Genomic DNA, 13,924 nt, shown 5'->3' with positions numbered 1-13,924 from the left:
CACATGCTGAGCCGGTCCACTGAGGTTGGATCCGGTGGCTGTCCACACGGCTGCGAGCATGAGCGCCGCGTCGATGGGGAGTCCGGATTGGGCTCGTGCTCGGTCCAGGTCTACACGGACGGTTCTGCGGAGATGCAGGTCCATTTGGTAATCCCAGTCGGGCAGGGCTTCCGGCAGAGCAATCTCACCGTCCTGGACGACGAGCGACCACGTCTCGGCGACGACGACGTCCTCGGACGGGACGCGATATGGAAGTACGCGCCGACTCACGAGGCCTTCACCGCCTCGACCTTGATACCGATCTCGGTCATGGTGTCCGGAGCCGGTCGCACAAGAGCCCGCCAGAGGGATTCGCTGCCCTCGATCACGTATGGATCGGAGGCGTACACACGACCACTGTCGTCCTCCCATCCGACGAGCACGGGCATGCTTGCCCCGATGGGTGGGTCCGTCTCCCGCCCGCCGGTTCCGGGAAGAGTCACGGCCAGATCGATTCGGACCAACTGTGGCCCAGGTACGGGCAGCCGGAACTCCTGGACGAGTACGGAGGCGTCGTCGCGATCGTCGTAGTAGGGCTCGCCGATGTACTGGACCCTCGGACGGCGGCGTGGCGTGCTTGCTCCGTCCGTCCCGGGCACATCGGTGAAGTGCTCGGTGCCGGTGCCGAATTCGCCGGAGTCTGCCGGCCCGTCGGCGGGAGACCGATCCGTACTGGACGGTGTCGGGCTCGGGACGGCACGGCCTGGAGCCGAACGGGCCGTCCTTTCCTCCGCGTCGTCCGACTTCGAAGCACGGGTGGTGCTGCCGGGCTTTGAGTAGGCCGTGGCGCCACCGATGCCCCAGGTTCCACCCACCAGTCCGGAAAAGAGCGAACTGGCAGCGCCCAGAGCGACGTTGCTGGCTCCGGTACGGGTCACACCGCCGAGGGAGAGCAGGCTTTCCAGAGCTTCGCTGATACGCCGAAACGTCGTCTGAACAAAGGTGCTCTCGGGCCTCACGAGCGATTGCGGATTCCAGGCGTCGTGCGTGGGTGGTTCGGCCTTTGCATAGACCTCGTCCATCGTTTCGTCGGCCCTGAAGACTCCGGCGTATCCCTGGTTCACACTGGGCGGTTTCGGCCCGGGGTGGTACGTGACAACGAGTTCAGCCGGTCGCATCAGGCAGATGTGATGGATGATGTCCTCGATGTCGAGCATGAGTGAGGCACGTGTCGGCTCCAGCGGCGGCATGATCCGTTTCACGAGCCCGAGGCGCCCGAGATACTGCTTGGGCTTCAAGCAGTGCAGGTCTCTGCCGTCCGGGCCCGTCATCGATTCGTGAGCGGCGACGAACATGTTGAGGGGGCGGGTCTCCCGCGGGTCCGGCACCGAGTGTTCGACACCGTCACAAGCCACGGCGAACTTCATGGCGGGTGGCTTGCCGCCGATGGGAATCATCTTTGGCCACAGATGCCAGGTGATGGTCTCTGCCAGATAGTCGGCCGCCTCGGGCGGCGCGAGTTCGTCCAGGTCCGGATCGATGACGACGACCGTCGTCCCGGTCTCCTCGGGACCGAAGGATCTGAGTCCCAGACGCTGCGCCGTGGTTTCGGCCTCCCGGCCGACCAGGGGTTCGACGACCGGTCCCGACATGTTGCCCCACCAGTGCCGACCGGTGTAGCGACGGTCTTCGCCGGGTTCACCGGCCACGTAACTCTTCCAGAGGGTGCAGCCGATGAGTCGGGTCTCGAGACCTCCGTGAGCTGTACGGCAACGGGAGTGCACGAGCACGGTTCCGGACTTGGACAGCAGGTAGAAGATGCCCTTGCCGAAGCCGTAGGTGCCACCTCCGAGCGCGGTGTCGCGCGGTTCACCTATGTTGCGGATGAAAGAGACGAAGTCTCGCTCGGCGCCCACCGCGTCGTCGGCGCGGGTGGGTCCTCCGAGTCCCCGCGTCCCACGATCGGAGACGGCGAGGACGCGGACTGGGCCACGCCTCAGGGTGTCGCGCAGAGGGAAGGTCTCCGGGCTGCCTGAAGGTGCGCCGTTCAGCAGAAGCTCACGCCAGGCTCCGGCGTGGGCTGGACCGACTGTCCACATGTCAATGCGGAAGTCCACGGGGGAGGAGGGTTGCGTCAGGCGTGCATCCCAACTGTTCTGGGCGGACTCACGCACAAGGATGGTGAGTAGATCGAGTTCCGGACGTCCGAGCTGGTTGCGGATTCCTTCAGCGGCGCTGGCGCCTTCCGGGGGATAGGGCTGTGAATACCAGCGCGGCTCCATCACACAGACTCCTGGATCATGCTCTCGATCACTTGGGGCACTTGGTCTGACGGCAGCGGAGCAGGTGTTTCACCGGACAGGTCGATGGTGTACTCGACGTCGAGAATCGAGACGGGTACGTCGGCCTCGACAAGTGCCTGGCCGGTGAGACCGGGAAAACCGGGGCCAACTCGGTACCATCGCTCTTCACTGATTGCGAAGCGCACATCGTGATAGCGGTCGGAGTCCGAGGAGCGATAGCCGACGATGGCGAGCAGATTGAGTACTGCACCTTCGTCGTCACAGAGCCCAAGCGTTTGTTCGACCAAGTCCACGAACGCGGTGCCTGCGACGTTTCCGGATGCGCGTTGCAGTCGGAACCAAGCTAGACAGAGGTTCCCGCCCTCCGGCACCTCGAGTTGGTCGAGTCCGTGGATCCGTGGTCTTCGCCCCTCGGTGGTGGTGGTCGCCTTCACCTCGACGGCGGTGGTTCCACCCGTGAAATCATGGCGGTGTCCTTCGGGGCCGAGCCAGAGCCGGTGCGCGCTCGGGTCCTTCACGAGAAGCCGATTGAGGACTGTCAACTCACCGAACAGCCCCGCAAGTTGATCAGGCCCCAGCGGAGTTCCCTGCGCCTGGAAAAGAGCCTTCCATCGATCGAGAACACGATAGAGCGCCTTGACCGGATTGGTGGGCAGCTCACCGATCGCGCCCAATACGTCGACGCACAACTCCGTGAACAGATCATCGAGGTCGTTGCGCAGGCAAGCAAGGTCGGCGTAGGTCTGATAGGTCTCCTCGTCCTCCAGGGCCCGCTTGCGCAATCTGAGTACGGGCCCGTCCAGGCCGGGACGGACCTTGCGATGTGCGTGAATCGGTACCAGGACGTGGCGATGTCCGCTGTGATCGACGGCCACCGCCAATGACCCCCCGTCGCTGACGACGGGCAACTGCGAAACTCTCAGGCTTCTTTCACCCGTGATCTTCTCGGTGTCGAGTGCGGTCCAGCGATCCTCGACGAGCTTGCGGAGCACATCTTCCTTCACGCGTCCTCGCTTTCGAGGGGGCTGTAGTCCTCGTCCTCGATGCGGATGCCGGACAGGTTGGCCGAGATGTACTTTTCGACCGTGCTGTCTCCGTGTTGCGGCTCGGGGAACACGAGACCGACGCCGATGACGTGTTCCTCGGCGTTCAGTGGCGCACGAAGCTCCTTGTCCGGGCTTGGCTGTGACGTTTTGTCAATCGGATACAGGACCAACAGACCCGTGTCCGGAAGTTGGGCGCGACGCTTTTCCTTGATGCCCGACTCAGTCAGCTTCGTTGTGTCTCCGGTCAGATCCACTGCCGCGTCGGGACGGCTCATCAGTGTCTTGATGTCGGCGAAGTCCGTATCAGGGCTTTCCACCTTGAGGCGAGCGCGGGTATTGCGGCCCACTGCCACACCGGGAACGAAGGTGTACGGCCCTCCCGCCGGGTTGCCGACGATCGCAACGTTCCACCGGCGCAGTGAGTCGGCTGTCGTGACCCGCTTTCGGATGTAATCGCCGATCAGACCGGCGTCGTTCTCCGGTGACTTCTCGTGGAACTTGTACGCGACCAAGAAGTCGGTCACCACGTCGTACGGTACGTCACGGAACACATAGCGCCCGTCGGCCGGGCGTTCCTCCACTCTGACGGCGTTCGAGAGGGAGGCGGCGACCAAGTCGCGGGCGGCAGTAATGTTTCCGCGCAGCCACTCGCCGTTGGTGTGGAAGTAGTGGGTCTGGACCCGCTTGCCTCCGTAGGAGGATGCCGCGGTTACCGCGGCGCGCATCTTGGCCGCTGCGGTGACCCGAAGCGCGGGGTGTGTGCGCAGACGTACCGCGAAAGTCAGAGGTGTCTCGGACTCGGTCATGTAGACGTCGATGTCTCGACGCATCTCCGTCTCGACGGTGGCGAGGTGCCTGAACCACTCGGCCAGTTCATCGGTCATCCAGATCCGAGGAAGGTCGGCGTAGCCGTTCCGGAAACCGAACCATCGACCCATCTGCAGCAGTGTGTCGTACGCCGACACGGCCCTGACGAAATAACTCACCGACAGGCCTTCGAGAGTCAGCCCGCGCGACAGGGTGTTGCCTCCCACGGCGATGGCGACGACCGGGCCGTTTTCGTAGTCGAGGCGATCTTCGCTGCTGGAGTTGTCCATGATGACGCGGCAGTTGCGGAGCACATCCGGCAGTTCGGTCGCCAGTTCGTCGAACGACACCTTCGTCTCACCGAAGTCCTCGGCAGGGACACGTGCGGTCTCCTGATCCCAAAGAGCGCGCAACGTGGAGAGGAAGTCTTCATCGGTCAGGGACTGCGTTGCGCGGGAGCGAAGGTGCTCCAACGGCCGCTTGAAGCTGTTGTGTACCGCGGTGTTGACGCTCGTGTGGATCAACATCGTGCTGTGTGGATTGCCTGAACGCCGCACTCTGCGGGCTGCCGTCACGAGCCAGAAATACTCGATCGCTCTGCTGAGAGTGTCGGTGATGAAGGGCTCGAAGCCTTCGACGTCGGCTCTCGTCTCGGGGCGCACGCACGACACATCGTCGTCGGGGATCGAACGGATCATGTCGTAACCGTCGTCCACCTGTTCCGGGTCCTCGCCGTCGAGCGCGTAGCGACCGAACAACACCTCGGTGCCGAAGTGGCCCGCCGGCTTGGGCAGGTTGACGACGAAGTCACGGGGATAGAGGTCTTCTGCGCTCGGGTCGATCAGCAGGTTGGCGAAGGGAGAAGCCGTGTATCCGACGTAGGCGGACCGCGGCAGGCTGCTCATGATGCTCAGGATCAACGGGTTGATGGACTTCGTGGCGACCGTGGCCTGGTCCGCCTCGTCGTCAATGATCAGCGCCGGACAGTCCTGGAGGTAGTCCGAAGCCTTCTCCAGCCACCTGCCGAGCTTGCGCAGTACCGCTGCGTTCTTCTTCACCACGCAAAGGACGTGCGTCTTGTTGCTCTTTCCGAAGTACGAAGCCGGGTTCTCCTGTGGTGTGAAGTCCTTGTCCAGCCCTGTCAGTTGGGACCACATGGAGGGGTTGGGTTCCACGAGTTGCTGCACCAGGCGCGCTTGCGTCTGGCGCCTGAGGCCGTTGTGGATGCCCGCCAGGACGATGAAGAGTTTGTAGCCGCGATCGGCGGCCTTGGCCATCACCGATGTGAAGTTGGTGGTCTTGCCGGACTGGACGTACCCGACGACCAGCCCCCGTGTGGAGAATGCTCTTTCCTTCGGATGGTTCAACAGGGAGACGACGCGGGTGGAGGAGTCGTCGAGCTCTCTGATGGCAGGTTCTTCGGACCAGCCGTCCTTGCGAAGCAGATCCACAACACCGGGCCAGCACTTGTCCTTTGCCTGCGGGCCGGTGTACCACGTGTCGCGGTTGCCCAGGACCACCGCATGCGGTTCTTCGAGTTCTTTGATGCGGATCATCTGCTGCTCGTGGTGCTCACGGATTTGTTCGACGATGTCGGAGCTGATGCCGAACAGCTCCAGCCGCTTGACCGCCTCCGAGGGAGGGAACGTGTCCAAGAGAGCCTTGAACGTTTCGTACATTTCGTCGAAATTGTCGGTCATGGGAATCGACCGTCTCCGCTCTCGCTCGTCAAGCCGGCTGGGCCGCAGGGAGTTGGCCGGCGCGACAGATCACGCTGCGCCAGGGCCCATGCGGAGCAGATCGGCATCCCACTCGTGCAACCTCTACACACTATTGGGTGAATTGGATGTCAATACGTGAAACAACTTCATCATTGCTGCTCCCGGCCGTCCCGAAACCGGCTCCAGGTGGCGAGGTCGATGTGCGTGGGGCGGGTCACAGCTCGGCCGGAGGCCGATGGGCCGCAACGGAGGCAGCGACCCGGTGGGCAACGCCATCGGCTGTCTCGTGCTCCCAGAAGCGCAGCACTGTCCAGCCTTCCGCGAGCAGATGCTCGGTCGTCTCGACATCACGTGCCATGTTCTTGTCGAGCTTGGCCCGCCACCACTCCGCGTTCGACTTGGGCTGCGTCGCATGCTCAGGGCAGCCGTGCCAAAAACAACCGTCCATGAAGACGGCGATCTTGGCCTTGGGGAAGACGATGTCGATCGTGCGACGGGGCATGCCGGGCACAGGTACGTTCAACCGGTACCGCAGACCCTCGGCATGCAGGAGGCGTCGGACCGCCACTTCGGGGGCCGTGTCGCGGGAGCTCTGTCGGCTCATGCGGGCGGACACGGCAGGGGAGGACGGGACGAGATCTGGCACGGAAGTATTGTGCCGGCGTACCTGAGACGTTGTGTCGAGAGCCGCGGATCACGCCCGTTCGTCGCGACGGTAAGTCCACATCTCCGCGAGCAAGCCGTCCCGAACACGGATCAGCCAAATCAGGCCGCTCACTGTCGCCGCTGAACCAGCTCCCCGGCTCACCTCCCCAACCGCAGCCAGCAGTTGGCCTTCGCTCAACACCGCCCTGATGTCGAAGCGCAGGTCCGGCTGAGCAGCCCGTACGCGCTCCACCGCCCGCCGGACATCATCGGGTCCCGCGATCTCCGGATGCGCATGGTCCCGCCACTCGGGATGAAGCACCTCACCGGCGACACTCGAATCGCCGGTGTTCCACATCTCGAAGTAGCGGAGCACCAACTGGCGTTCAGCAGACGCGTGTTGTTCAGCCGCCACCACCGCTCCTCAGCCCCCGTGGCACTCCCCATAGGCCTCTCCCGACCCACACCAACAAGAAGCCCCCCGCTGAGGCGGCCAAACCACAGCCCGCCCCCGCGCCGCCAACGTCGTCGCATACTGCGGCAACAGATCAACATCCCCTGGCGAAGCCCCCTCAGAGGCAGCGAACGCCTCGTAAGAAGGCACAGTCCCGGTAACGATCCCAAGGTTCGGCGTGCCACTCGCCGCCAGCTCCCGAAGCGACCCCTCTATCGTCGCGAGGTGCTCCTCGTGCGACGGGTACTCCGTCGCGAGGGACTCGTACGCCCCCACCAGTTCGGCGAGTTCACCCTCGGGCCAGTGCAGCACGGCCACCGGGAACGGTCGGGACAGCGCCTCCCGGTACGCCCCCAACTCCGCTCGCAGCCGCGAGATCTCGGCCTCAAGCTCCGCCGGGTTGTCCGACCCCAGGGACCACACCCTCTTCGGGTCGTGCAGCTCGTCCAGGGACACCGAGGACGAATGCAACGTGTCCGCCAGCGTGTCCCACTCGTCGTGCGACACGCCCAGCATGCGCCGGACCCGGTGTCGGCCGAACAGCAACGGGTGGGTCGAGTAAGGGGGTTCGGGTACGTCCGTCAGGAGCAGAGCCACCCCCGCCGTGAACGTCTCCTGCGCCGCCTCCAGCTCGTCATGGGCCTCCAGGGACTCCGCGACGATCACCCAGGGCGCGGGATCGCGCGGGGACGCGGTCCGTACCCCGTCGATGATCGCCCTGGCCTCGGCCTCGTGGCCGTACTCCCAGAGGTTCGAGGCCTTGAGGGCCCGTACCAGGTGCGGGGTTTCCAGGGTGTCCGGTGACGACAGCAGGCGGTCGTAGAGCGTGGTGGCGGCGGGGCGGTCGCCGGCCAGTTCGAGGTGGGCCGCGGCCTGGAGGAGCAGGGCCTCGGCGTCCTCGGGGTAGCGGGCCGCGGTCCGCTCCAGGCGGGCCGCTTCGGCGGGGTGGTCGACGTTCTCGGCGGGCGTGTCGGGGCGCATGAACGACACGGTACTGCCGATGCCGACACAGATGGAGGCAAGGGGAGAGATATGCCCAGGTCGGCCGGTGAGAGTGCGGTGGGGGAGCGGTGTGAGGGGGTCAGGAGGCCGCCTTGTGGGGAACTCCGGGTGGCTTTTCGGTTTCCGGCGGTTTTCTTACGACCGCTGCACTTCCGCGGCTTCTCCTGTTGCCCCGCCCGCACCCCCGCCCCCACCCCTGGCGCTGTCCGTCGATCCCCGCGCCGCCCACCCCATGACCCCCAACCCCACCCCCACAATCCCCGCCCCCACGAACAACGGAGCCGCATACCCCCACCCCGCACTGATCGCCAGGCCCCCCAGCCACGCCCCCACCGCGTTCCCCACATTCGACGCGGACACGTTCGCGCTCGCCGCCAGCGGCACACCCCCCGCCGCATCCGTCACCCGCGTGATCATCCCGGGGACCGTCGCGAACCCGAACGCGCCCAGCAGGAAGACCAGGATCACCGACGCCGGCCGACTGCTCGCCAGCAACCCGAACACCGTCAACGTGGCCGCCAGGCCGGTCAGGGACACGAGCAGCGTCACGTCGCGGTTGTGGTCCGCGCCCCGGCCGCCCGCGATGTTGCCTACGACCAGGCCCGTGCCGTAGACCACCAGCAGCCAGGCCACGTCCGTCGCGGAGAAGCCCGTGACCTCGGTGAAGGTGTACGCGAGGTAGCTGAACGCGCCGAACATGCCGCCGTAGCCGAGGGCCGTGGCCGTGAGCGTCAGCCACACCTGGGTCGAGCGGAAGGAACGGAGTTGGGATCGCAGGTCCGCCCGGCCGCTCGTTCCTCCCGCCCATCCCGGTACCAGGACGGCGATCGCCACCAGCGCCACCGAACCGATCCCCGTGATCGCCCAGAACGTCGCCCGCCAGCCCCACCGCTCGCCGACGAGGGCGCCGAAGGGGACGCCGAGTACGTTCGCCACCGTCAGGCCGGCGAACATCATCGCGACCGCGCGGGAGGCCCGTTCGGGAGGGACCAGGCGGCGGGCCACGAGGGAGCCGATGCCGAAGAACGAGCCGTGGCAGAGGGCCGCCACCACGCGGCCCAGGAGCATCGTCGGGTAGTTCGGCGCGATCGCGCACAGCAGGTTGCCCGCCACGAACAGGGCCAACAGGCCTACCAGGATCGGCTTTTGCGGCCGGCCCGCCGTTGCCGCCGTCACCGCTATCGCGCCTGCCGCGACCGTCAGCGCGTAGCCGGAGATCAGCCAGCCCGCCGCGGCCGTGGACACGTCCAGGCCGCGGCTCACCTGTGGCAGCAGCCCGGCGATCACGAACTCGGTCAGGCCGATTCCGAAACCGCCGAGCGCCAGCGCGAGCAGGCCGAACTGCCCGCCACCGCCTCCGAGTTGCGTGGACGGGGCCAACCGCCCGCCGCCATCAGTGCGTTGAGAGGTCAGATCACCACCCCGTCGATCTGCAAGGTCTGCACCGCCCCGGCCGCGAACGTCGCGCTCACCGTCTTGCCGCTCAGGTAGGTGTCCGAGTGGGAGGTGTACAAGTCACCGCCACCGCCCGTCACCGTGTTCCAGCGCGGGACCAGACCGCTCGAACCGCCCGCCACCGTCGTGAACTTGGAGAGGTCGAAGGTCAGGGTCGTCGAGGACGAGCCGGTGTTCGCGGCCACGATGACCAACCGCTTCGCCGTCGCGTCGTAGCCCGCCGCCGCGTAGCTCACGCCCGTGTCGAGGATCGTCATGCCGGGGCGGATGTGGCGGCTGAACTGGGCCATCACGTAGTACTTCGTCTGCACCGCGCCGGCCGTGAGCGTGCTCTGGTCGTACGCGATCATCGCCCAGCCCGAACTCGGGTCCATGACCTGCCAGTACGTCCACGCCGTCGGGTGCAGCCAGCGGAAGTCGTAGAGCAGGTTGCTGGCCATGGTCAGGCCCGTGGCGTCGCTGTCGCCCGTCTCGGAGTTCCAGAGGGCCTTGCCCGCCGTCGTCACCACGTCCGTGTAGAGCAGGTCCCTACGGCCGCCCGAGCCCTGGTAGCCGTGGACGTTGACGCGGTTGACGTAGCCCTTCGTCGTGGACGAGAAGGCGCTCCAGGTCGTCCGTGCCAGGTCGTAGCTCGTCTCGTCGGACGCCGAGATCTTCGTGCTCGTCAGGCCGCGGGCGTCCAACTCGCTGCGGACGTACGGGAGTACGGCGGCCTGGACCGCCGAGTCCATGTGGCAGCCCTCCTGCGTGCCGGTCGCCGTCCACCAGCTCGACGAGGGCTCGTTGAAGGCCTCGACCGTCGCGAAGTTCACTCCCCAGTTGTTCTTCGCGTAGAGGGCGACTGCCGCCAAGTGGGAGGCGTGCTGGCGGTAGTTCCAGGACTGGAGGTTGTTGCCGCCGCCGGAGGCGCCCGACGGGTTGTGGTTCAGACACATCCACCACATGGGGGAGTTGGCGAAGAGCTCGGTGGTGGCCCCTCGTGCCGTCGCCTTCACCAGCATCGCCCGCTGGGTCGCGTCCGCCGTCCACTTCCATGCCGAGGACGTGGGGTCCTCGTTGTTCCAGTCCTGCCAGTAGCCCTCGATCTGCTTGAACGCGGGGATGTTGGCCGAGGCGACCATCGACTCGCCGCTCACCGTGTTCCAACTGCACGCGCCCAGGTTGTAGCGGGCGATGTTCAGGCCCAGGCCCGGCAGTGAAGTGCCGTTGTACGTCGTCGACTTGGTGGTGAAGAAGATGTCGGCGAAGTCGTCCCGGGCGCCGAAGACATTCGCCCACCAGGCGAGCGAGGTGCCCCAGCCCTCCCAAGTGCCGTACTTCGTCGCCGGGTTGACCGCGATCGTCGCGTCGGCGCGTGCGGTGCCGGCCGCCAGGGCGGTGCCGAGGAGCCCACCGCCCGCTGCGGCCAGCAGGGTTCTGCGTCGGATCATCTCTACTCCCGATTCGCTCAACCGCCGGTCGTCCCACCGGCGTCGGCCATCCCCCCGGCTCGTGCCACCAGGAAGCATCGGGTGTGGTGTGTGAGGTTGTCGAGGGTTGTGACACCCCTTTCTAAAACCCGTGTACGAAGGATCGAACAGGCACCTCCACGACCAACGGGACCACGGGTCTGGTGAGTTCGCGAACCGGCCCTTATCGTGCGGCCCATGCGGGTTCCCGTCGTGCAGCACCGCGGCCGTCGACGCCGTGCGCTGCGCCGACGCGCCCTGTGGACCGGCGGGGAGCTGCTCGTCACCGCCGGGGTCGTCCTGCTGCTCCTCGTCGTCCACGAGCTGTGGTGGACCAACCGGGAGGCCCGCCAGGGCGCCGAGCATCAGGTGCAGGCGCTGGAGCGGCAATGGGCGACGCCCGGCGCGGCGAGCGGCAGCACCCCGTCGGGCGACACGGGATCAGCCAACACCGGTACGGCGGGCGGCAGTTCAGCGGGCGGTCGGGCCGGCTCGGGCACCGGTGCCGGCGGATCCGCCACCCCTCACCCCTCCCAGGCCTACGCCATCCTCACCATCCCCCGCCTCCACCTCCGCGTCCCCGTCGCGGAGGGCGTCAGCAAGCAGCACGTGCTCAACAAGGGGTACGTCGGCCACTACCCCGGCACCCAACAGCCGGGTCAGACAGGGAACTTCGCGCTCGCCGGGCACCGCAACACCCACGGCGAGCCCTTCCGGTATCTCCCGCGGCTGCGCCTCAAGGACACCGTCCAGGTCGAGACGAGCGCGGCCACCTTCACGTACACGGTCGAGAAGATCCTGCCGCAGACCTCCGCCGCCGACTCGGGTGTCATCCGGCCGATCCCGCGCTCGGTCGTCAAGCCGTCCTACGGCTACAGCGAACCCGGCTTCTACATCACCCTCACCACCTGCACCCCGGAGTTCACGTCCAGGTACCGCATGGTGGTCTGGGGCACGCTCACCTCCACGCACCCCCGTTGATTCACTGATTCACGCCCGCTCCCGCAACATCCCCACACTCACCGCGGCCACCACCGCGAGCCCCGCCGACACCACCATCGCGATGTCCGCGCCACGGGCGAGACCGCCCCCGGCCGACGTGGCGATCGCGATCGTCAGCGCGACCCCGGCGCACGAGCCGATGTACCGGAACGTCTGCTGTGCCCCGGAGCCCATCGCGGCCCGGGCCGCCGGTACCGACTCCACGGACAGCAGCGGCAGCGCGGCGTTCAGCAGACCGCTGCCCACCCCGGCGATCACCAGTCCCGGCAGCAGCCGTACCCAGGAACCGGAGTCCAGCGCGCCGAGCATCGTCAGGACGCCGGCCGCGTGCAGCAGGAAACCCAGAGTGAGTTGGTGCCGGGAGGAGACGCGGCCGGCGAGGCGGCGGGCCTGGAGGGCGACCGTGAAGGACAGGCCCGACCAGAGGAGGAACAGCCAGGCCGTGTCCATCGCGGACAGCCCCAGCGTCTGCTGCAACAGCGCCGGCAGGAAGCTGAACAGGCCGATCACCGCGAAGCCCGTGAACAGGCCGCCCGCCGAGGAGGCCAGGAAGAGGCGGTGGCGCAGCAGGCTCAGGTCGATCATCGGGGTCGCGCCCCGGCGCTCCACCAGCGCGAAGACGCCGACCAGCACGACGGCCGCCAGTGCCAGCAGGCCCACCGGCGCCCGCAGCCAGCCGTCGCGGCCCAGCGTCAACGCGGCCACGAGGGCGACCAGCGCCAGCCCGAAGGTGACCGCTCCGGCGAGATCGGGGCGTCCGCCGCGCGGTGCGCGGGACTCGGACAACGTACGGACGCCGAGGGCCGCCACGACGAGCGCGGCGGCGCCGAGGACGCCGTAGGCCACGCGCCAGTCCGGCATCGCACCCGCCACCAGTGGGCCGACGGCTATGCCGCCGCTGACGAACGCGCCCCACACGCCGGTCGCGTGCAGGCGGCCGCGCGGGGTCGGGAAGGCGTGCACGATCAGGCCCAGGCTGCTGGCGAGGAGGGCCGCGCTGGACGCGCCCTGCGCGATCCGGGTCAGGGTGAACAGCAAGGTCGAGGAGGTCAGCGCGGAGAGTGCCGTGGTGATGCCCAGCGCGAAGGTGCCGGCCAGGAAGATTCGGCGGCGGCCGTAGTCGTCGGCGAGGCTGCCGGCGACCAGGAGCAGCGCGGCCAGGCCAAGCGGGGTGCCGTTCAGCAGCCAGGCCTGGGCGGAGAGCGGGGTGTGCAGGGCGGCGGCGATGTCCGGGAGCGTGACCATCGGCGCGGTGTACGTCATCAGCGCGACGGCGGTGGCCGCGCTGGTCAGGGCGAGGGTGGCGCGGGGGTGCGGCACGCTCGGCTCGGAGACCGCGGGTGCCTCGGTTGCCTCGGGCGCCGCGGATGTCCGGCTGAGAGTTCGTTCACTGAACCTAGTCATGAGGAGTACCGTAACACCGTAGGTTCGTTCAATGAACCTAGAAGTCGGAAAGTGGCTAAGGTGGACGGCATGGCACTGGGCAAGGACTACGCGACACAGGAGTGCTCGATCGCCCGGGCACTGGAGGTGGTCGGGGAGCGCTGGACGCTGCTCGTCGTCCGCGACGCCCTCTACGGCGTCCGGCGCTACAACGACTTCCTCGTCCACCTCGGCATCCCGCGCGCGGTCCTCGCCGCCCGCCTCCAGGCCCTCACCGCCGCCGGCATCCTGGAGAAGCGCCGCTACCGGGAGTCCCCGCCGCGCGACGAGTACGTCCCGACCGACCGCGCGATCGCCCTGTGGCCGACCCTGCGCTCACTCGGCCGGTGGGGCCGCGAGCAGTTCGACGAGCCGCAGCTCCGCTACTTCCGGCACGCGGACTGCGGCACCGAACTCGGCCCGTACGCCGAGTGCCCCGCCTGCGGATTCGTCGTCCCCGCCGGGGACGTCCTCATGGAGCCGGGCTCCGGACTCAACCCGGACCCCGCGGACCCGGTCAGCCGCGCGCTCCTCCAGCCACGCCGACTGCTCCAGCCGATCGAGACCGATCCGGTATGACGGACGGGTACGCCGGACAGGTATAACGGACCGTACGAGAATGGCAGTTGGGGGAGGGGGA

General features: G+C 67.2%; 11 protein-coding genes. 2 read left to right on the top strand and 9 right to left on the bottom strand.

Translation table 11 applies throughout. From position 1 onward, the window contains the following. Window positions 1-266: 266 nt before the first annotated feature. The 8 genes from OG223_RS20510 to OG223_RS20475 form a co-directional block, all read right to left on the bottom strand. Window positions 267-2,261: a hypothetical protein gene (locus OG223_RS20510; RefSeq protein WP_329250518.1), complete on the bottom strand. Its 1,995-nt coding sequence runs from the start codon at window positions 2,259-2,261 to the stop codon at window positions 267-269. Further along, entirely contained in the window at window positions 2,261-3,286 is a 1,026-nt protein-coding gene (locus tag OG223_RS20505; RefSeq protein ID WP_329250514.1) for a PD-(D/E)XK motif protein, read from the bottom strand. Before OG223_RS20505 ends, OG223_RS20510 begins: the two co-directional genes overlap by 1 nt. Next, window positions 3,283-5,835, bottom strand: a complete 2,553-nt coding sequence (locus OG223_RS20500) for a Z1 domain-containing protein (protein WP_329250511.1) — start codon at window positions 5,833-5,835, stop codon at window positions 3,283-3,285. Before OG223_RS20500 ends, OG223_RS20505 begins: the two co-directional genes overlap by 4 nt. 235 nt (window positions 5,836-6,070) lie before the next feature. Continuing rightward, on the bottom strand, window positions 6,071-6,460 hold the full coding sequence (locus tag OG223_RS20495; protein WP_329265398.1) for a very short patch repair endonuclease: 390 nt from the start codon (window positions 6,458-6,460) through the stop codon (window positions 6,071-6,073). A gap of 90 nt (window positions 6,461-6,550) precedes the next feature. Beyond that, window positions 6,551-6,916, bottom strand: coding sequence for an ester cyclase (locus tag OG223_RS20490; protein ID WP_329250508.1), 366 nt, complete (start codon window positions 6,914-6,916; stop codon window positions 6,551-6,553). 9 nt (window positions 6,917-6,925) lie between these two features. Next, window positions 6,926-7,936 carry an SEC-C domain-containing protein gene (locus tag OG223_RS20485; RefSeq protein WP_329250505.1) on the bottom strand — a complete coding sequence of 337 codons (1,011 nt, stop codon included), beginning with the start codon at window positions 7,934-7,936 and terminating at the stop codon, window positions 6,926-6,928. Window positions 7,937-8,092: 156 nt separating this feature from the next. Further along, window positions 8,093-9,337, bottom strand: coding sequence for an MFS transporter (locus OG223_RS20480; RefSeq protein WP_329250502.1), 1,245 nt, complete (start codon window positions 9,335-9,337; stop codon window positions 8,093-8,095). A 29-nt stretch (window positions 9,338-9,366) separates the two neighbouring features. Continuing rightward, window positions 9,367-10,842: a beta-1,6-galactanase gene (locus OG223_RS20475; protein ID WP_329250499.1), complete on the bottom strand. Its 1,476-nt coding sequence runs from the start codon at window positions 10,840-10,842 to the stop codon at window positions 9,367-9,369. 216 nt (window positions 10,843-11,058) lie between these two features. Between OG223_RS20475 and OG223_RS20470 the strand changes: the two genes are divergently transcribed. Continuing rightward, entirely contained in the window at window positions 11,059-11,841 is a 783-nt protein-coding gene (locus OG223_RS20470; protein WP_329250496.1) for a class E sortase, read from the top strand. A 9-nt stretch (window positions 11,842-11,850) separates the two neighbouring features. On the opposite strand, the gene OG223_RS20465 is transcribed toward OG223_RS20470, so the two are convergent. Next, complete coding sequence (locus OG223_RS20465) at window positions 11,851-13,266, bottom strand: MFS transporter (RefSeq protein ID WP_329250493.1); 1,416 nt, start codon at window positions 13,264-13,266, stop codon at window positions 11,851-11,853. Between the two features lie 69 nt (window positions 13,267-13,335). Here OG223_RS20465 and OG223_RS20460 point away from each other — a divergent pair, with 69 nt between their 5' ends. After that, window positions 13,336-13,863 (top strand): winged helix-turn-helix transcriptional regulator, encoded by a 528-nt coding sequence (locus tag OG223_RS20460; protein ID WP_329250492.1) that lies wholly within the window; start codon window positions 13,336-13,338, stop codon window positions 13,861-13,863. The last annotated feature ends 61 nt before the right edge of the window (window positions 13,864-13,924 follow it).

It is taken from the genome of Streptomyces sp. NBC_01478, assembly GCF_036227225.1.
In the GTDB taxonomy this organism is placed as follows: domain Bacteria; phylum Actinomycetota; class Actinomycetes; order Streptomycetales; family Streptomycetaceae; genus Streptomyces.
The sequence above is the reverse complement of the archived record's forward strand: the minus strand, read 5'-3'. Positions and strand labels throughout refer to the sequence as shown.